The 18,685-nt window shown below is 65.0% G+C and carries 11 protein-coding genes; 4 read left to right on the top strand and 7 right to left on the bottom strand.

Features of this window, described 5'->3' with window-relative positions; all coding sequences use genetic code 11:
* Positions 1–26 precede the first annotated feature (26 nt).
* Both ABFE16_00405 and ABFE16_00400 read left to right on the top strand, forming a co-directional pair.
* Positions 27–605, top strand: coding sequence for a hypothetical protein (locus ABFE16_00405; protein ID MEN6343732.1), 579 nt, complete (start codon positions 27–29; stop codon positions 603–605).
* Between the two features lie 52 nt (positions 606–657).
* The gene (locus ABFE16_00400) at positions 658–1,926 is read left to right on the top strand and encodes a Gfo/Idh/MocA family oxidoreductase (GenBank protein ID MEN6343731.1); all 1,269 of its coding nucleotides are present in this window, start codon (positions 658–660) and stop codon (positions 1,924–1,926) included.
* Here the strand turns inward: ABFE16_00400 and ABFE16_00395 are convergent.
* A complete protein-coding gene (locus ABFE16_00395) occupies positions 1,923–3,641 on the bottom strand; it encodes a hypothetical protein (GenBank protein MEN6343730.1) in 1,719 nt (572 codons plus the stop codon). The two genes, ABFE16_00400 and ABFE16_00395, sit on opposite strands and share 4 nt — an antisense overlap.
* A 90-nt stretch (positions 3,642–3,731) precedes the next feature.
* Positions 3,732–5,009, bottom strand: coding sequence for an adenylosuccinate synthase (locus ABFE16_00390; GenBank protein ID MEN6343729.1), 1,278 nt, complete (start codon positions 5,007–5,009; stop codon positions 3,732–3,734).
* Positions 5,010–5,278: 269 nt separating this feature from the next.
* On the opposite strand from ABFE16_00390, the gene ABFE16_00385 reads away from it, so the two are divergent.
* Entirely contained in the window at positions 5,279–7,171 is a 1,893-nt protein-coding gene (locus tag ABFE16_00385) for an ABC transporter ATP-binding protein (protein MEN6343728.1), read from the top strand.
* Positions 7,172–7,173: 2 nt separating this feature from the next.
* Complete coding sequence (locus tag ABFE16_00380; GenBank protein MEN6343727.1) at positions 7,174–9,219, top strand: family 10 glycosylhydrolase; 2,046 nt, start codon at positions 7,174–7,176, stop codon at positions 9,217–9,219.
* On the opposite strand, the gene ABFE16_00375 is transcribed toward ABFE16_00380, so the two are convergent.
* The 5 genes from ABFE16_00375 to ABFE16_00355 form a co-directional block, all read right to left on the bottom strand.
* Positions 9,216–12,458: a DUF6259 domain-containing protein gene (locus tag ABFE16_00375; GenBank protein MEN6343726.1), complete on the bottom strand. Its 3,243-nt coding sequence runs from the start codon at positions 12,456–12,458 to the stop codon at positions 9,216–9,218. The two genes, ABFE16_00380 and ABFE16_00375, sit on opposite strands and share 4 nt — an antisense overlap.
* Before the next feature lie 115 nt (positions 12,459–12,573).
* Positions 12,574–14,523 carry a DUF6785 family protein gene (locus tag ABFE16_00370; GenBank protein ID MEN6343725.1) on the bottom strand — a complete coding sequence of 650 codons (1,950 nt, stop codon included), beginning with the start codon at positions 14,521–14,523 and terminating at the stop codon, positions 12,574–12,576.
* A 111-nt stretch (positions 14,524–14,634) separates the two neighbouring features.
* A complete protein-coding gene (locus tag ABFE16_00365; protein ID MEN6343724.1) occupies positions 14,635–16,977 on the bottom strand; it encodes a hypothetical protein in 2,343 nt (780 codons plus the stop codon).
* A 127-nt stretch (positions 16,978–17,104) separates the two neighbouring features.
* On the bottom strand, positions 17,105–17,923 hold the full coding sequence (locus tag ABFE16_00360) for a thymidylate kinase (protein ID MEN6343723.1): 819 nt from the start codon (positions 17,921–17,923) through the stop codon (positions 17,105–17,107).
* Positions 17,923–18,636, bottom strand: a complete 714-nt coding sequence (locus tag ABFE16_00355) for a thymidylate kinase (GenBank protein ID MEN6343722.1) — start codon at positions 18,634–18,636, stop codon at positions 17,923–17,925. Before ABFE16_00355 ends, ABFE16_00360 begins: the two co-directional genes overlap by 1 nt.
* Between the last annotated feature and the right edge of the window lie 49 nt (positions 18,637–18,685).

Genomic DNA, 18,685 nt, shown 5'->3' with positions numbered 1-18,685 from the left:
TAGGGTGCCTCGATGAAGGAGACAGGATGGACTGCGAGACCAGGCGCCTCTTTGCTCTCGACGCTGCCCTGAGGGCCGAGGGCGACCAGATGCTGTCGGAGACCGGCCTCGGTGCCCTTCTTGCCGAGGCCGGCTACCAGCCTGTCGGCAGCTATGCGATGCACACGATGACCTGGCGCGATCTCGACTACCACCGCTATGCCCGGCCCGAGTGGGAGGAGAACTGGCAGTTCGCTACGCTCCTGGCCAAGACCGGGTCCTGCTATCGATTGACAGTCGAGGACTTCACCGAGCACCCCTCGCCGTCACTTCCGCGCGGCATCTATATCGGCGCTCGCGTCTTCTGGCGAGAGCTGGTCTGGAAGCTCGACCTGTGGACAGCCTTCCGTGAGGAGTTCCCCACCGATAGGAATGAGGTCTGGCAGCGGCTTCTGACGGAGGACAAACGGGCGAGGATACTCGCGATCAAAGAGGCCATCTGCGACGGGCCCCAGTACCGCAGGACCATCCTTTCCATAGATATCTACGAGGCCGTGCTGGAGTGCGGCATCACCGAAGTCGACGACTTCCTGCGCTGGTGCGAGCAGCGGACCGAGACCAGATGACCGGTGCCCCGCAGGCGCCCGATCAACTACGCAAGAGCTGAGGTGCTCCCCGATGCGCGATAACACCCTTCAGATCGCACAGGTTGGGTATGGCATGTTTGGTAGCGATGTGGTGGCCGGGACGATGTGGGACCTGCAGCGTTCGGGGCTCTCGCCGCACCTCGACCGGATCGGCCTCGACCTGCGCGCCGCTGACTACGCCGGTCTGAAGCTGCAGATGGTTGCGATCGGTACGCGCTCAGAGCAGTCGGCCCGCCGCGGCTGCGCCCTCAACGAGCAGCACACCGGGTATGCCCCGAAGCCCTACTGGGGCGAAGCGCCCTGGGAGGCCATCGTCGCCGATCACCCCGATCTGGATGTACTCGTGGTAGCGACACCCGACCACCTGCACACTGCTCCGATTCTCTGTGCGCTGAAGGCCGGCGTGCACGTCATCGCCGAGAAGCCCCTGTGCCTGGACCTGCGCGAAGCCGACGAGATCCTCCGGCTCGCGGCTGAACGCGACCTGATCGTCGGCGTCGACATGCACAAGCGCTACGACCCCGACCACCTGAAGATTTTCCGTGAGCTGTCTCCGCAGATGGGCCTGCCGATCCACGCCCGAGGCGTCCTGGAGGAGCCACTGGAGGTCTCCACGCAGATCTTCAAATGGGTGGAGCAAAGCGACCCCTTCACCTACGTCGGCGTCCACTGGGTCGACCTGTTCTGCCACTACCTCAAGCTGCAGCCCCTCAGCCTTTTTGCCGTCGGTGAGAAGCAGCGCCTCCGCAGCGAGTTCGGCAAGAACGCCTTCGACGCCACCCAGGTGCTGGTCACCCACACGAACGGCATGGCGGTCAGCTACGAGAACACCTGGCTCACTCCCGCGGATTTCGAGGGACCGGTCAATCAGGAGAGTCACTTCGTGGGTGGCCTGGGCAAGATCGAGTCGGATTCGCAGTACCGGGGGCTGCGCTACTGGATCGAGGGGAAAGGCTCGCGGACCTCAAACACCCACTTCTTCCGCTGGGTGCCGCGGCCTGACGGCTCACTCGGCTGCACGGGGTATGGCAAGGACAGCCTCGTGGACTGCATGGAGAAGGTCGCCCGCTGCGTCGCCAGCGGGGCACATGCACACGACCTTGCGGGCACCTATCCGGACGCGCGGTCCCTGCGCATCCCGACGGCCATCATCCATGCCGCACGGCAGGTGATGGCCCGGAACGCGAGCTACTGGGACACCGGCAAGCCGCCGGTCGTCACGGCGGGCTTCACCCCGCAGGGCATCACGCTGCACGATCCCTACGCAGGCGACGAGAGCATCTATGAGGGCACGCTCTAGGCCTCGTCGATGCCACGTGCCCCGGGAATGACCTCTCGGCCGGGTCCCGGCTGAGCGAGTGCCGACAGCGCTAGATCACCTTCGGACGTCGACCAGCCGGCCTTCACCCGGTCGCCCTCGACCTCACAGGTGACCTGCGCGACACCGGCATCGTCGCCCGAACCACTGACCGTGAGCCCAAATACCACGAAGCACTTGCCCAGCGCCTTCAGGTCGATGGCCTGGCGGGCTCCGTGGTAGAGGACCACGTCCAACCAAAGGCTGTTGTCCTGCCGAGACGTCTCCAGGGTCGGCGTGGCGTCACCGAACTGCGCTCCTGCGATTTGCAGCGACACAGTTGCGTTCCCTGCCTGCACGAACACCGGCTTGCCCAGGGCGAATTCGGTGGGTGCTTCCGTTCCCTCGGGCAGGTTCTGGAGCTCGAACCGCAGCCGCAGGTCCTCCGCCTCGATGGTCCCCTCCTTCACCGGATCGAGGCTCGGGTGCGTATCCCCCTGGTCCGTCGCGAGGGAGGCGATAGCCACAACCCGTGGCCCGGCAAGCCTGGTGAACAGCCTTCCGGAGGCGAAGTCGTACCCGTCGTGCAGCAGCCGCACCTGCAGTGCCTGCGGTGCCTCGACGGTGCCCCAGTAGGCCACGAGCGCCCGCTGCTGGTTCCAGAAGGTCCCCCGATTCACAGCTCCCAGCGCGACCTGCGCATCCATGTAGGTGCGCCCGATCACCGGGGCATCGCCCTTGTGGTAGACCTGGCTCAGACGTCGCGGCTCGGAAACCGACAGCAGTTGCGGCACAAAGCGCTCCGGGCAGGGCCACTGCAGCCGGTAGGCCTCGGCGTCAGGCGGCAGGTCGGCATCCTCGCAGAATCGCACCTTGCCGCCGGTAGCCCGCTGGAAGAAGGCCCTGCCGCCAAGCCCAAGCAGCGTCGAGTAGCAGCGCGAGTGCGGCCCGGCCCACTGACCTGTTGGCGGGTGGTAGTGCCCCGCCACGTCCGACCAGGCCAGGTCATACAGGTACTGGACTCTCTCCAGGGCTTGCGGATCGGCGAAGTCGCGCAGCATTCGCGCCAGGATCTTGACGGCCAGCGCGGTGTAGGTCGGACTGTTGTACTCCGAGAACGCGCCTTGCTCGTGGTGGAACTCGTAGACTTTCTCCAGTCGCCCGCGGGCGTACTGGAGGACCTCCTCGTCGTGGTAGAACTCTCCGACGGTGTAGGTCACGTGCGTACCCATCAGCGCGATGTTCGTGTAGCCGGGACCGACGTCTCGCCGCATGATCGATCGTGCGGCGTGCAGGCAGCCGGCGTCCAGTGCCCTCGCCAGGTCTTCGGGGATCCGCGACCTGTGCTCTCGGGCGATCTGGATGAGGTGCGTTCCGACGAAGTCGGCCCAGTTCCAGTCCGGCGGCGACATCTTCTCCAGGGGCTCCTCGAGGAACCACGACCAGATGCCATAGGTCTTGTGCGAGGGGTCTGTGTCCTGGAGTGTGAGGATGCGGTCGAGAACCGCCAGCGCCGTCGGCAGGCGGTCGTCCTCTTCTGAATCGAACAGCAGTTGCGCGTATTCGATCGCCGAGCGCGTCGGGTGAGTGAAGTCACCGCGGTACGCTGTGTGGTAGCCCGGCGAACTGAAAGGCTCGCGAAGCATCCTCTCTGCGGGGTCGTAGCGGGCGTCCAGGGCGGTTAGGGCGCGACTGAGCTCAACTGGGTTCAGGTTCATCGGATTACCTCATGCGCTCTGCCCCACGCGGGGGAACCAGAATACAAAAGGAGGCAGGCTTCGCAGCCTGCCTCCCGGTGTGAGCGTCTTCTATCGCAGGATTGTCTGCTCGCGTCCCTTCCCCACTCCGATCAGCTTCACCGGCACGCCGGTGAACTTCTCGATGTACTCCACGTACTCGCGCGCCGCCGCCGGGAGGGCATCGTAGGTCTCGCATTCGCAGATGTTCTGACCCCAGCCGGGCCTTTCCTCGTAGACGGGCGTCACGCGCTCCAGCAGGTCCACATCGCTGGGCACCATGTCATAGCGCTTGCCGTCGACCTCGTAGGCCACACACACCGGCAGCTTCTCGAAGGCATCCAGCACGTCCAGGAGCGTCAGGGCGATTCCCGTGGCGCTGTTGATTCGCGCACTGGTCTTGAGCACCACAAGGTCGAGCCATCCGCAGCGTCGCGGGCGACCTGTCGTGGTGCCATACTCGTGCCCGCGCTCACGGATCTCGTTGCCGTCTTTGCCCTTGTCCTCGGTCGGGAAAGCGCCGGCCCCGACGCGCGTGGTGTAGGCCTTGGCGACCATGTAGACGTCCTGAATCTGCGTCGGCCCGATTCCGGTGCCCAGGCAGGCGCCGCCGGAGACCGGATGAGACGACGTGACAAAGGGAAAGGTCCCGTAGTCCAGGTCCAGGAAGGTCCCCTGAGCACCCTCGAAGAGAATGTTGGCCCCGGCTTCAAATTGCTCGAAGAGGATCATCCGAGTGTCCGTGATGTACTGGTGGATCCTCTGCGCAGGTCCCCAGACTTCCTCGAAGACTTCGTCCACCGTGAGCGAAGCCTGGTTGTACAGGCTCTGCAGCAGCACGTTCTTCTGCGCGAGCTGCGCCGTGATTCGTTCGCGCAGAACCTCAGCGGAAAGCATGTCCCACATGCGAATCGGCCTGGGCATACGTGCGGTCTTGTCCGTGTAGGCCGGGCCGATTCCCCGACGTGTGGTACCGATGCCACCGACGCCGCGTGACTCCTCCTCCAGCCCATCGAGCAGGCGGTGGTAGGGCATGATGACATGGGCGCAGCCGCTGATCCGCAGGTTATTGCAGGAGATGCCGCGCGCCTGAAGCCCCTCGATCTCCTGCACCAGGGACGACGGGTCGATGACGGTGCCGTCCCCCATGACCGAGATCACCTTGTCACGCAGAATCCCAGACGGGATCAGGTGCAGCTTGAACTCCTCTCCGCCGGCCACCACCGTATGACCAGCGTTGCTCCCGCCCTGGTAGCGCACGACGACGTCCGCACCCTCGGCCAGGATGTCCGTGATCTTCCCCTTGCCCTCATCACCCCACTGCGCACCCACGACCACCTTGACAGACATGCTGCGTAACTCCTTCCAGGCGGAGTACATCGGTATCCGCCCACAAAAAAAGGCTCAAGGGGGATTCCCTTGAGCCGTGTCACACTTCTCCACGGGAACTGGCTTCCCGTGGAGAAACTGTATCACAAACAGACCTCCTAAGTCAATGGTCGCCTGTCTCCTCCGGCGCTTTCCCTCACGTGCGGTGGTTTACGTGCCGAGATAGGTGCGGTATAATCCGTGCCACTCTCACAACGCCGCCTGACCTCCGGCGGCCTGAGGTTGCGATCATGTCACTTTTCTGGCGATTTCTAGGGTTTGCCAAGCCCTATCGGTTCCCGCTGATCACCGCCATCCTGATGGTGTTCATCACCACGGCTCTGTCGATGCCCATGCCTGCGATCAGCGGTAAGCTCATCGACCAACTGCGCCCACTCAATGTCGGTGAGTGGAACCTAAAGCCCGACGCCGAGAGGACCCTCGACGTCGAGCGCGCCACCCGGTACGTGTACATGGTTACCGGGATTCTCATCAGCCTCGCAGTTCTCGGTGCAGTGATTGGCTTCACTCGCTCGATGATCCTGCTGTATGTTGGGAACCGCATCGTCTTTGACATTCGCTCGCGCCTGTTCCGACATATTCAGCGACTGTCGATGCGCTACTTCGAACGCAACTCCAGCGGCCGGATCATGTCGCGGGTCCTCTATGACGTCGACGCGGTCCAGTCGGTGCTCAGTAACGGCATCGTGGACATGCTCACCAACATTGTCACCCTTCTGGTCGTCGTCGGAATCGTCCTCTACTACAGCTTCCGTATGCACTCGTGGGTCTTGCCGGCTCTGGCGCTCGGTGTGCTTCCCCTGTATGTCATCAACTTCCTGTTCATGCAGAACCGCATCCGCCAGGCAGCAGCCGAGTCCCGCGACCAGTTCTCGGAGGTCTACTCGACGCTGTCCGAGTCGATCGCCGGGATCCGCGTCATCAAGGCTTTCGCACGGGAGCACTTCGAGGCCCGGCGCTTTGTCCGTGAGTTGCGCGAGAGCATCCACCTGAACATGCGTACCGGACGGCTGCGGACCATCCTCGGCCGCAACGCCGGTCTGCTCACGCAGGCCGCCAACGTCGGCGTTCTCTTCGTTGCCGGCATGTACGTGATCCAGAACAAGATGACCATCGGCGAGATGGTCGCCTTCCGCTCCTATCAGACGATGCTCTACGGACCCGTCATCGCCCTGGTCACGATCAACGACACCATCAACTGGGTCATGGCTGCCGTCGAGCGCATCTTTGAGACCCTCGATACCATGCCGGATGTCCAGGACCCGGAGACGAAGCCGGTGCGACTGGAGGAAGTCGAGGGCCATGTGGAGTTCCAGCATGTGGGCTTCTACTACGAGCCCGGCGAGGTCGTGCTGGAGGACGTCAACATAGTGGCTGAGCCCGGGACCGTGACGGCTCTCGTCGGTCCCAGCGGCAGCGGCAAGACCACCCTGGTCCATCTGGTTCCCCGTTTCTATGACCCCACGGACGGGAAGGTCGTCCTGGACGGTCACGACCTCAGGGATGTTCTGCAGAGCACGCTACGTCGGAACATCGGGATGGTCCTGCAGGAGAACTTCCTGTTCCAGGGCACCCTGCGTGAGAACATCAAGTACGGTCGCCCCGAGGCGACTGATGAACAGGTCGTTCAGGCCTCCATCGCCGCGAACTGCCACGACTTCATCATGGAGTTTCCCGACGGCTATGAGACCGTCGTCGGCGAACGCGGCACCCGTCTCTCAGGCGGGCAACGCCAGCGCATCGCCATCGCCCGTGCGCTGCTGCGCAACCCACGGATCCTGATCCTTGACGAGGCGACCTCGAATCTGGACTCGGAGTCCGAGGTCCTGATTCAGGACGCCCTCGAGAAGTTGATGAAGAACCGCACCACCTTTATCATCGCCCACCGTCTATCGACGGTCACCAACGCAGACCAGATACTGGTGCTCGACCGCGGCCAGATCGTGGAGCGCGGTACTCACGCCGAACTGGCGACCGCAGGCGGCCTGTACACGAAGCTGTGTGAGGTGCAGTTCAAGCGTGCCCAGGATAAGGTGGATGAGCACCTCGCGAAGACACGCAAGGAGCGCGAGAAGACTGCCGCAGAGGCCGACCCGGAGGCAGCCGAGACCAAGGGGGAGTAGCTTTGGCCGTCGCGCTTCGGGGGAGTGGCGCTGATCCCCGAGGTAACTTCCTGCAGACCCTCTTCCGTGCCCTAACGCCTGTCTGGGGGATGGCGCTTGCTCTGGCACTGCCCTTTGGCAGTTGCGCTGCCGTGGGCTCCGCTCCTGTGGTGGTTGTTGAGGGCGACTTCCTCGGGCAAGGCGGCGAGGCGATGCGTCCTCGGGCCGAGTCTGCCGCACGCACCATGCAGGCGGCCCTTGACCGGGCGCACATCGGCTACCGCCTTAGCCGTGACTCGCTGGTCGAGAAGGAAGGCCTGCCCGGCGCCCGGGTCTGCCTTCTCCCCTACAACCGCGCGGTCTCACCGGGGGAGTTGACGAAGCTGCTCGAGTTCCTGCGCTCGGGCGGCAAGGTCATCTGCTGCCTGGTCGCTCCGCCGGAGCTGCTCAAAGCGCTGCCCGTACGAGCCGGTGACTACCTGTCCGGCTCCGAGGGCACCTATGCACACGTCGTGGCCTCGGCAACCTGGCTCCCCGGTCTCCCCTCTACCGTCGTATCACCCACCTCACAAATCCGCTCTGCGAGTGCAGCGCCTTCCTCTCAGGTTGTCGCCACCTGGCGTTCCGCGAAGGGTCAGGACACCGGGAAACCGGCCGTGGTGGTCGGTGCCGGCGGTGCCTTCATCACGGCAACCCTCTCGGACAGCGGCGACCGGGCCTCGCAGGCCGCCCTGATGCGGGCGCTCTGCGGTTACTTCGTCCCACAGGTGTGGAGCGAGTGCCTCCCCGCGACACCGGCCGACCTTGGGCCTCTTGGCCGCTACGCCTCCCTTGATGAGTTGGGCGCCCGTCTTGTGGATCGCGCCCGTGATGGCGAGGACGTTATGCGTGCAGCAGCACAGGTCGGCACGGCCACCAACACCCTCGCACTCTCTCGCCGCTCTCTGGCTCTGGGCGACATCACCTCGGCCCTCCGGCTCAGCGGACAGGCCAGGGAGGAAGCGCAGCGCGCCTACTGGATGAGCTACCCTTCGGTCAACGGGGAACTGCGTGGGGTCTGGGCCACCTATGCGGCGCCGCCGGACTGGGACACCGCGATCCGAACCATGCGCGAGGCGAACCTGAATGCGGTGTTCCCCTATATTGCGACGGCGGGAGCTGCCTGGTACCCGAGCCGTTACGTGCCCTGGGTTGAGGACCGCGACCTGCTGCAGGAGGCCGTGACAGCCGGGAGCAAGTACGGGGTGCCGGTGCACGCACGCATTCTCGGCCTGTACGCGATGTGCGCGCCGGAGTCCTTCAGACAGTCGCTGCAGGCAGCCGGGCGATTCGCCATCACCGCCAAAGGCAAGACCACACGTTGGCTCTGCCCCACCAACCCGCAGAACCGGCAGCTTCTGGTCAACCTGGCGACGGAGATCGTCAGCAGGTACGCGGTCAGCGGCCTGCAGCTCGACTACCTGCGCTACCCGGACGAGGATTGCTGTCTGTGTCCCCTTTGCCGGAAGGCTTTCCTCGCGACCCTGAGCAAGCCCGTCGCCGACCTGACCAGGGAGGTGCTGCGAAAGGGCGAGGTCCGCGAGCGCTGGCTCGACTGGCGACGTGAGCAGATCACCAGCCTGCTCGTGGAGGTGCGCAGCGCCGTGCGTGCGGCACGCCCCGACCTCCCCTTCTCAGCCGCCGTGTTCCTCAACTGGGAGGACCACAGGGACGGCTTCGGCCAGGACTGGAAGGTCTGGATCGACCGCGGGCTGGTCGACTTCGTCTGCCCGATGAGCTACACGCCCTCGCTCTCGCGCTTCGAGATGTACACTCGTCGCCAGATCGGCTGGGTGAAGGGGCGCGTGCCGCTGTGCCAGGGCATCGGCGTCAACGCCGACGGGATGACCTTCGGCGGCCCGCAGAGCCTCCTCGACCAGATCACCCTCTGTCGGTCTCTCGGCATCGAGGGCTGGGTGGTCTTCAACTACGACGAGAACTTCGCTACGAAGTACCTACCCTTCCTCAAGCTCGGAGCGACCAGTTCGCCCTCCAACTTCAGCCTCCCGCAATCCCTCGCCGCGCGCTAGTTGGCAGCGGGCTCTGGCTCTGGCTCCAGACGCGGGTTCCCCCACATCGCCCAGTCGAAGTCATAGGCCTTGTCCGAGTCGGTGACCACGGAGAGCACCACCGGCTTGCCCGCCCACGGGGACAGGTCTGCTTCGAGGGTCTCCCACTGCCCAGGCACGATCAGCTTCCTGGCGACTTCCTTCCCCGACACCTCCACCACGAAGAGGCAGCCGTCAGAGAGCGATCCCTCTCGGAGCCCGACTTCAGCCCGGAACAGAGCCGGTCGCTGGGGCATCTGCAGCGGGAACTCCATGAGCGTGCGTCCTCGGTTGGGCGGATGCGCAGTGAAGCCCCGACGCTGCAGCCCGAGCACCGACGCCTCCCCGACAGCACCAGCTGCGTACTGAGGAGCCGTGAGCTGCTGCCCTCCCTGCGTCAGGAACAGCAGGCTGAAGCTGCAGCCGGTGAGATCGCAAGGCAGGGACACCGCCTGCGGCTTTCGCTTGAGCAGGTAGACCGAGCCCGGCAGTGGCGCCCGGACAAGATACCGCGTGGCCTCGAGGGTACTGAGTTGGGCGGTGCCGCTTGAGGACAGAGCCGCGACCCAGTCCTGCCTCGGTGGCGCGACGACCTCCAGGTCACCCGCCTTCGTGCGGTCCACTTCGATCCTCGGGCTCTCCCAGCGTGCCCAGTCGAAGCTTGGGTTTCGTGCTGGTCCCGGATCGACGGTAAGCCTTAGCTGGATCCCCTTGCCTCGGAAGGGCGCAAGATCAAGCTCCAGCGGCACAGCGGTTGCCTGCGCAGTGTGGACCTGGCTGCGCAGCGTCTTGCCCTCCGAGGTCGCTTCGACGATGTAGGTCACCCCGTCGCTCTTGCCTTCGCCCAGCGCACCAGGTTCCAGGCACACGCCGCTCAGGAATCGGCTGGCCCCATCCTCCGGCAAGGTCACGCGCAGCACCGCGTACACTTCCCCGGTCCCGTCTGCGCTTGCGGTGCCGATAGCCGGGTCCTTGCGCTCGCCCTTCCAGGGAGGGTGCAAGGAGATCAGTTCGCGGGACGACGCCGTGAACCGCGCTCCGGCCGCAGAGCCTGCCAGCTCACCCTCTTGCTCCTCGCCGGCGCCGCCGAAGACCGTGTAGCCGCTGCGCCCGGTCCCGAGCAGGTCGGCCACCCAGGCCACAACTCGGTGTGCGTCGGAGGTCCGTACCGCAAGCATGTCCGGCCCCGAAGTGACCCCATCCACCGTGACCCAGGAGGGTGCCCGGTCGAGGTGCGGGGCGGCCAGATCGCGCGAAGTCTGCGGCTCAAAGGGATACCAGGCGTCTGTGTGCAGGCCGAAAATGCCCTGCGCATTGTACGCAGGCCAGCCACTGACGCTGCCCTCTCCCGTCACCTGACTCACGCCGGTGAGCGTCTGCGACACCACCTGTGAGGCAGGGCCACTCCCCGCAATCAGCGCGAAACCATCCTTGCGCACGTACTCCACCGGCTGCCCCGAGGCCGTGCGATACGGGAACAGCGTGTCCGGCCTCCAGGCGCGGTACAGGTCCGGGTCAACCTTCTCCCGCTGGAAGAAGGCGATCTCTCCCAGAAGCTGCCGAGTGAAGCCCGTGGGGTCCTTCAGTTGCGCCAGGCCGACATGCGCGAAGGTCGGGATCACACCCCAGTTCACGTATGCCTGCCGCCATGCGGCGTAGTACTGCTCATTGCTCGGCGAGGTCATGCCCAGATAGCCGTTGATGGTGGTGTACGGGCAAAACAGGAAGGACGAGATGGGGTGCGCGCAGTCGATCTGGCTGCGGTTCCAGGTCCCCTCGGAATGGTTCACTCCCCAGGCATGGCGCTGGGCGAAGGCCTCCATACGGAAGGTAACCTCATTGAGCCCCTCACCCGAGAGCGCGACTTCAGGCAGCGCCTCGCGTAGTTCCCGGTGAAGCGCCAGGTTGCCCTCTACCATCGTCATGCCGTCGACGCGACCGGCGGCCTCGTTGTAGATGCACAGCGTCTGGTCCAGGTGCAGCGCGTCCACGTCGTAGTCGGTGCACAGCTTCTTCAGTCGGGAAACCAGCAGCTCGCGCCAGGCGCGCGAGGCCGGGTTGATGTAGGCGAACTTGATCGTGGGCTCGCGGTCCGTCCACTTCTTCTGGCTGGGCGGAATCCACCACTGGTACTCTTTGCGGAAGGCGTCGCGGACGTGGTAGGGCTTGAAGGTCTCGTAGAGCGGGTTCTTGAGGTCACAGCCGAAGTAGTTCACATGCAGCATGACCCGGAAGCCAAGCCGGTGCGCCTCGGCGAGGAAGGGCTCCAGTGCGGGAAGCGGAGTGTAGTCGGGGTAGTTGATGTCGTACCCGTCCCGCCGCCAACTGGGGACGTAGAGCACCGTCTGGCGTGGGTCGCAGACACCGGCGATCGCCCTCAAGGTCTCGAGGTCCATCCCGCAGATGAACATCGCCCGCACGTCCTTGACCCAGGCGGGACGCTGCTGCGCCAGCGGGACAAGCCCGAAGTTGGCTGCTGCCCAGGTGCGGTAGCGACTCGCCGGAACCGTCCAGTCTCCGCGGTAGGTGCCCAGGTGCCAGCGGACGCTGCGGATCGTCGACTTGTCCTCAAAGGGAGCCAGGTTCTGGGTTCCCAGGACCAGCTCCCAGCCCGTCGCACGCCGGTTGGCGGTGAGGCTCTTGAACTGCCCCTCCGTATCCTCGGCCCAGATCCAGAACCCGCGGTCACGCCCCTGGATGATGACGAACTGCGCTTCCCAGCTCTGCGGGTAGGTGAAGCTCTGCGTGGTGCCCGGGGTGTTGCGGTCGAGACGGATTCCACTGCGTCCCGGGATGATGATCGAGTAGTCCAGCGGAATGCCCTGAACTCGCCAGTAGATGTCATGGAGCCCTGGACCCGAGGTCCCCTCCTGCTCCACGATCAGGTCACCACTGCCCGCATCCGGTGCCAGACTGAGGCGCGCAGTGCCCTCCCCGGCGCCGCTGAGTTTGGCGAAAGTCCTCTGCGGTGGCTGGCTCTCCACTGTGGCAGGGACTTGCGCAGCCTCAAGCGTCAGGTCACCCTCAAGTCGTGAGAGTACGACCTGCGTTGCGGGTGCCTTGGCCTGGGCGAAAACTGTTCCGTCGCTGTCGTGCAGCTCGGTCACAGTCATGCCGGACCAGACGCACTTCAGGTTGGGAGTGGCGACCTGCTGGCAGGAGGCCAGCGGGACGACGACAAGCAGGCTGAGGGCGAGCAGCACGGTCCTGGTGGGGCGCATGGGCGTTCCTCCGGGCCACAGTAAGCTCACGATACTGCATCCTGTTCCCCGCCCGGACAGGTTGGCCCTTCCCAGACCCACACAGGCTCTCCGGTACGCGTGCGAGTAGCCTGCCCTAACCTGGTGAGAAGTCGTACATAGGCCGCTGGAGGATCACGCTCATCGCACTCCAGAAGGCGCCGATGGCGTACTCACCAATGATGATTCCGTGGACCACCGGGGTGAACCGCTGATAGGCCTTGTGGCCGGCCCAGTGCAGGATCGCCCACTTCACCACCCACGCGATCACAAGGCAGCTCCAGAAGTACTCCACGCCAAACACCATTCCCAGGGCGTAGCCGGCTGGATGCAGCGGCCACCAGACGAAGTTGATTCGCATCCAGGTCAGCAGGGCCGTGAAGACGCCTCCGGCTCCCATGAAGACCATGCCCTGCCAGTTGGGCTCCTGCGGGTAGTTGATCCAGCTCGCCAACTGGGCCCAGGCGCCTGCGTTGTGGTTGATCAGCGGTGTTGTCCCGTGGATGTAGGTCAGGTGGATGGCGGACCAGTAGCTGAACAGCCCGCCGAGGAGGAAGGCCAGCACCATCCCGGCCGCCAGTCGTGACGGTTCGGCGCCGGAGGCCTCCGCCATCTTGAAGGCCTCAAGCTGGACCGGCATGGGGGTTGTGCGGTAGCCTCGCCCCGAGAGCCAGTAGAAGAGCGGGTAGGCCACCAGGTTCCGCGTCCCCAGTGCCCGCGTGCCGGCCACCATCACCTCGAGGTTGCTTGCGTTGATGTTCCCGGCGATCTCGTGCGCAGGTGGCCCCAGCTCAGCACGCACACGGGTCATCGCGGTATGGATCAGGAAGCAGAACAGTAGGAAAGGAATCGCCGCAGCGGCCGTCATTCCCATTCGCAGGCAGAAGTAGATCAGGAAGGCCAGGCCGCCCACGATGGCAAGCAGCGCGCCCCGGTTGCTCATGGGGTCGCCGACGTCCTTCGCCTCCGAGACGCGACCGCTGCGGATGCCCTGCCAAAGCTCCCCGAAGTAGCGTCGTCCCACCCACATCGCATACCCGAACAGCACGAACCAGGCGCCGTAGGTCTGAGCCTCGAGGTAGGGCAGCTTCGGCATCATCTGGATCGGCATGGTGACGGCCACGACCTGCTCCAGCTTGCGGAAGAGGAAGAAGAACCACATCGAAAAGCACAGGTCCAGGGGGATCAGGAACCCCAGGGCGGTCATGAAGGGGTACAGGGGAATGCCGGTACGACCAATCGCGCTCCACGGACGGCCCCAGGTCTGAGCCTCCAAGAAGTGCGTGCCGTCGTGCCGAACATCGATCAGTGGGATTTGCGGGAAGAAGTAGTGCAGGCCGTTCCACAGGTCCAGGAGGGCACCGCAGACAATCCCGACCCAGAGAGCGCGGTTCGAGAAGAACCGTGTGCTGCCGCCGTCGGCCGTCATCGCCAGCGGAAGCTGCACGATCGGGAAACCAAGCTTCTCGCGCTCGGTCCACTGCTTGCGGAGCAGTACGTTGATGCCCACCATCACGAGGCCGACCGCAAACACCACGGCGCACCACCACAGGACCGGACCATACCAGGCCAGTACGCGCTCCCTGGTGTACAAGGTCGTGTGGCCGTCGTAGAAGGGTTCGAGCACTCTGGGGTCGCTGACCGTGGCGAACCGGGGCAGGTCCTTTTGGAACAGGTCTCCCCAGCGGTTCGCCTCCGTCGCAAACCACCAGCCGTGGCTCAGGTCGGGGACACCAAGCTGCAAGGTGTCATGCCCGGCCAGCATGCAGGCAACGGCGACCATGGCGTAGATGGTGACAAGCTCCGCCTGCGTGAAGGCGTACTTCGGGGCCAGCCGCCTCAGCGCCACGTTCACCAGCAATAGCAGGATGATGTTGAACACGACACCCCAGGGCAGCGCCATAACGGTCGGATGGCCGGTGTGCCAGATCCCCTCGACGGTCATCACCCAGTAGACGTTGACGGGAATGAGAAGGGCCCCGAGAACCAGCGCACGAGTGCTGACGGCGGGGCCTTCTCCCTTGGACCTGGGGCTGCGTGAAATCAACTCCGAGGTTCACCTCACAGCTATCTGAAGAAGTGGGTGGCGCGGTCAGTGCCACCTTCGGTCGGGCCGCTCTGTGGTGCGAGAGTGCCGCCCGGGGCCTGGCTTCTTGCCTTAGTGATCCGTATACAGCATTACCGAGGACCGGGGGGCCACGGTGATCTCTGCGGGGAGGTCATACCTGCGCGCGGAGATCAGATCAACAGCCCGGGTCGCAGCTCCCTTCGGCGGACGCACCGTGTAGCCGGTATCCTCGGACAGGTTCATGGCGACCCAGTAGGGCCCATAGCTGCACAGGTACAGCTTGCCGAAACCGTAGGGGCTTTCCATGGCAATCGTTGCGATCCTGTCGATCGTAGGCGTCGTGTAGTGGAGGCGGGCGATGTTGTTCACCCAGGCATGCTCCGGATCGCGCTTGCCGTCACGGAAGCCTCGGCGCCAGTTCAACGCCAGGTACAGCCGCGCCTCCCCGTGCTTGACCGCAGCAGTGCCGGCCTGCTCATCGACCCACGCGAAGTCGGGCAGCCCCTCCTCCATCGGGAACCGGCAGGCACTGAGAGGCTGCTTCAGTGCCTCCTGAAGCTGCGCCATGGTCAGCACTGCCTGGGTCACCGAGTCGGCGAAGTGGGCGTTGGACTCCGGTAGAACGCCGAACAGGTTGCCGTGCTCAAGGTATAGCTGGACCGACCGCAGAGCCACCGGATCATGGAAGGCCCCTGCCGCGATCCAATCGCCGCCGTAGTTGATGGCGCAGGGCCAGTGGGTGTTCCGCGTGTTGACAATGTCTTCCTTGCGCATACAGGCGAAGCCCGCGTCGTCGGTCGAGGGGAACACGAAAGGCGCGAAGGCTCCGACGGCGTCCACTGCCTTCTGTCGCACCTGCGCGTCGCCGGTCATCGCCGCCAGACGGCACAGCTCCCGCACGCAGTTCGCACCATAGTTTCCGCAGTAGCCGCCCCCGAGCGTTCCCCAGGGCTCCAGACACAGACCCTTGCGGGTCACCCAGTAGCCTCCGAGAACGTCCTTCGCGATCCCGGCCGCTGAGTAGACGTAGGAGAGCGCCCTGTCCCGTGGCCAGGCCTTGTCGGGCTCCAGGAAGCGGATTGCCTCGTTGGCCAGCCACAACGCGCCCATCTGGGCCATGTCCTGATTGGTCGCGTGCCCCCGGCCATAGGGACCCGCAAGGAAGTCGCGGTGCTTGGCCAGCATCTGCGCCCAGGCCTGTCGTCGGCTGATCTCAGGACTACCAGGGTCGCCGTCGTCGTCGCAGGCCTTATCCACAAAGCCGCCCGCAGCCAGCTCAGGCCCGACCAGCACCAGGCACTGTCCCAGGGCGGAGGTGCCGAAGCCCTCCAGGCAGCTTCCGGCCAACTTGCGCTCAGGGCCACCGACCCAGGCCTTCGCAACGAACCCGCCGATGCTGCTCTGGGCCCTGCACGCGTAGTCCAACCCTTTGGCGATGCGTTCCAGGAGGCTCGCGTCGTGATAGTACCGAGACCACGGCGCCCCGTAGGCAGCAGCGTAGACCGTCAGCGCGTTCATGGCGACCGCGTTGCCGTCACCGCCCCGCGACGCGGCCAGATCCTTCCACTGCTGCTCGGTCTTCTTCTCCAGGCGGACCGGACGCAGCATGGCCCCGGTGATCGATCCCGGCGCATCGCCACGGGCAACCAGGGCATCCCACTCCGCGCCGTAGAGCTGCCACCGCAGCATCGCCGTGACCGCCCCATCGACCTGCTGTTGATATGCCGGCAGGTCGGGTGAACCGGCCGGAATCAGCCTGTGCAGGACGATCGGAGGTACGCCCTGTGTCTCCTCGGCGCCCGGCTCAAACCAGGGGTCAACATGACAGTAGGCACGGTAGATACCCCGGGTGAGGCCCGTCTGGGGTCGCTCACGGTCCGCGGGGTTCGGCGCATAGGGGCTGAGGCTGCCGACGGCGCCGATCTTGACCGTGACGTGGTCCTTCCCCTGCGTCATGTCGCGGGGAAGGGTGTAGGTGGCGTAGTAGAAACGACCGGGGAAGGCGGCTTCGCCGGTTCCGAGGTCAAGCTCCGGCCAAGCGTCGCCGTAGGCGCCGAGACGCTTGTCGCCGTCGAAGACGAAGAGCGTTGCTACCTGGGTGTCCGAGCCCCACAGCTTCACCGTGAGATAGTTCTGCTCGGCTGGGTCGCAGCGCAGCTGGAAAGTGAGGGAGCCGCCCGCGGCAATCCGACGGCAGGGCTGCTCCAGGCCGCCCTTGTCAACCCTCGTGCTCGGCGCGACGACTTGGTGCGCCTGCTCGCTGACCTCGTCACCGAACCGGACCCAGTCCGGCGTCGCGGCACAGGTTGTGACTGCGCCCGTCACGAGCGAGAGTACGCAGGCTGCCAGGACCTGCCGAACCGTGCAGCGGCTTCGGGCCTCAGCAAGCTTCCCCCGGGGACACGTGTACCACAACACCTTGCCTTGCCGCATCAGCACTCTGCTCCTTCGCTTCGCCGCTCGCGGGGAGATGGTCAGCCGTAGAACCGACTGACCGCCGGCCCTCAGCCCGCGGTCAGTTCTCGAAAGCGCCCCATCCCTGGCTACAGGAGCAGTCGGCTCATTCGTCCTTCAGCGCACCGAGAAGGTCGGCAATGATGTCGGCGATGCTGCGCGAGGACCGCTCAGTCTCCAGCGGACGCGGAGTCGGAATGTCCTCCGGGATCCCCTCAAGCCCCGATTCGGGCGGGGTCATTCCCTCCACTAGCCGGACGATATGCGCCCGCAGGTCCTGGAAGACAACCCGCACTGGTCGGTTCGCATCCACCACCACAAAGCCGTACTGCTCGGACATCGTTTCAAAGGCCTTCAGGAGCGCCTGCTGGTGCTGGACGAAGCAGTCGTAGCGGCTCTCTGCATGGATGTAGTCCGCGCCGGATTCCCAGTAGTCGAAGCCTCCCCGGGCCAGAACCCGCGGCACAAGTGTCGGCAGATCGGCCTGTAGGTACAGGACCAGGTCGGGAACGACCGCGAGCCCGTAGACATGCTTCATCCACGCAGGATCCGCGCCCCGCACTACCGCTCGCGCGATCAGAGAGTAGATGTAGCGGTCGGTGAGTACGATGTAGCCTGCCCGCAGGGCCGGGACCATCTCGTTCTCGAGACGGTCGGCGAAGTCGGTGGCGTAGTACAACGCCTGGGTCACCGCACCCATCGTGTGGCCCTCTTTGGCGCTCTGGAGGTCTCGACCGGCCAGGTTGGACCGCGTCAGACCCGTATCGAAGACCGCCAGGCCCAGGCTCTCCAGCCACCGCTTGAGCATCTCGATCTGGGTGCTGCGGCCGACGCCGTCAGTGCCTTCCAGCACGATCAGCTTGCCCGGTACATCCTCGGTTGGAGCACCCGGAAGCGGGTGCCAGTAGCTTCGAAGCGGCGCCATCAGTGCTCACCTCCCACCACAGAAGCCTCGACCCTCTGGCCCGTATCCGGCTGCATCAGCACTGCCTCGAGATACGGCTTCACGGCCTCTCGCACCTGCTCCTGCTGCTGGGCGATCGGCAAGGTCGCATCGATCACATGCAGGCCGAACTCCGGTACCATGCTCTCGTACTGCTCGAGGATGCGCGCCTGGAAAAGCCGGAAGCTCTCGTAGGGGTCATCGGCCAGCCCCAGGTCCAGACCGGCCTCATACCACTTCAGCTCCGGTCGTCCCGAGAGGATTCGCTGCAGCGCCACCTCCAGGGGCACGCGGAAGTAGAAGGCGATGGTCGGCTGGACGGCAAAGGAATACAGCTCGCGGACCCACTCGGGATGACAGCCACGCGCAACGTCTCGCGCGAAGGCCGTGTAGATGTAGCGGTCGGCCAGGACGACCGCGCCCGCCTTCAGCGGCGGCAAGATGTTCTGCTCGGTGCGGTCGGCGAAGTCTGTCGCATGGATGAGGCTGAAGGTTGTGGGTGTCAGCAGGCGCTTGCGCTTGCCACGCGAAGTGGTGCGTTTCACCAGCGCCGACGAGTTCCATTCGGAGAAAAACACCGAGTACTTCTGGGCGATGAGCCACTTGTACAAGAGCGAGATCTGCGTGCTCTTGCCGGACCCATCAATCCCCTCCACGACGAAGAGCTTACCAGGGTGGGCTACGCGAGTCGTCACGTCGCGTATCGCCCCCTTTCCCGTTCGTCAGAACGACATCGTGGCGCAC

The sequence above is a fragment of the Armatimonadia bacterium genome (assembly GCA_039679385.1).
GTDB lineage: Bacteria > Armatimonadota > Zipacnadia > Zipacnadales > JABUFB01 > JAJFTQ01.
The sequence above is the reverse complement of the archived record's forward strand: the minus strand, read 5'-3'. Positions and strand labels throughout refer to the sequence as shown.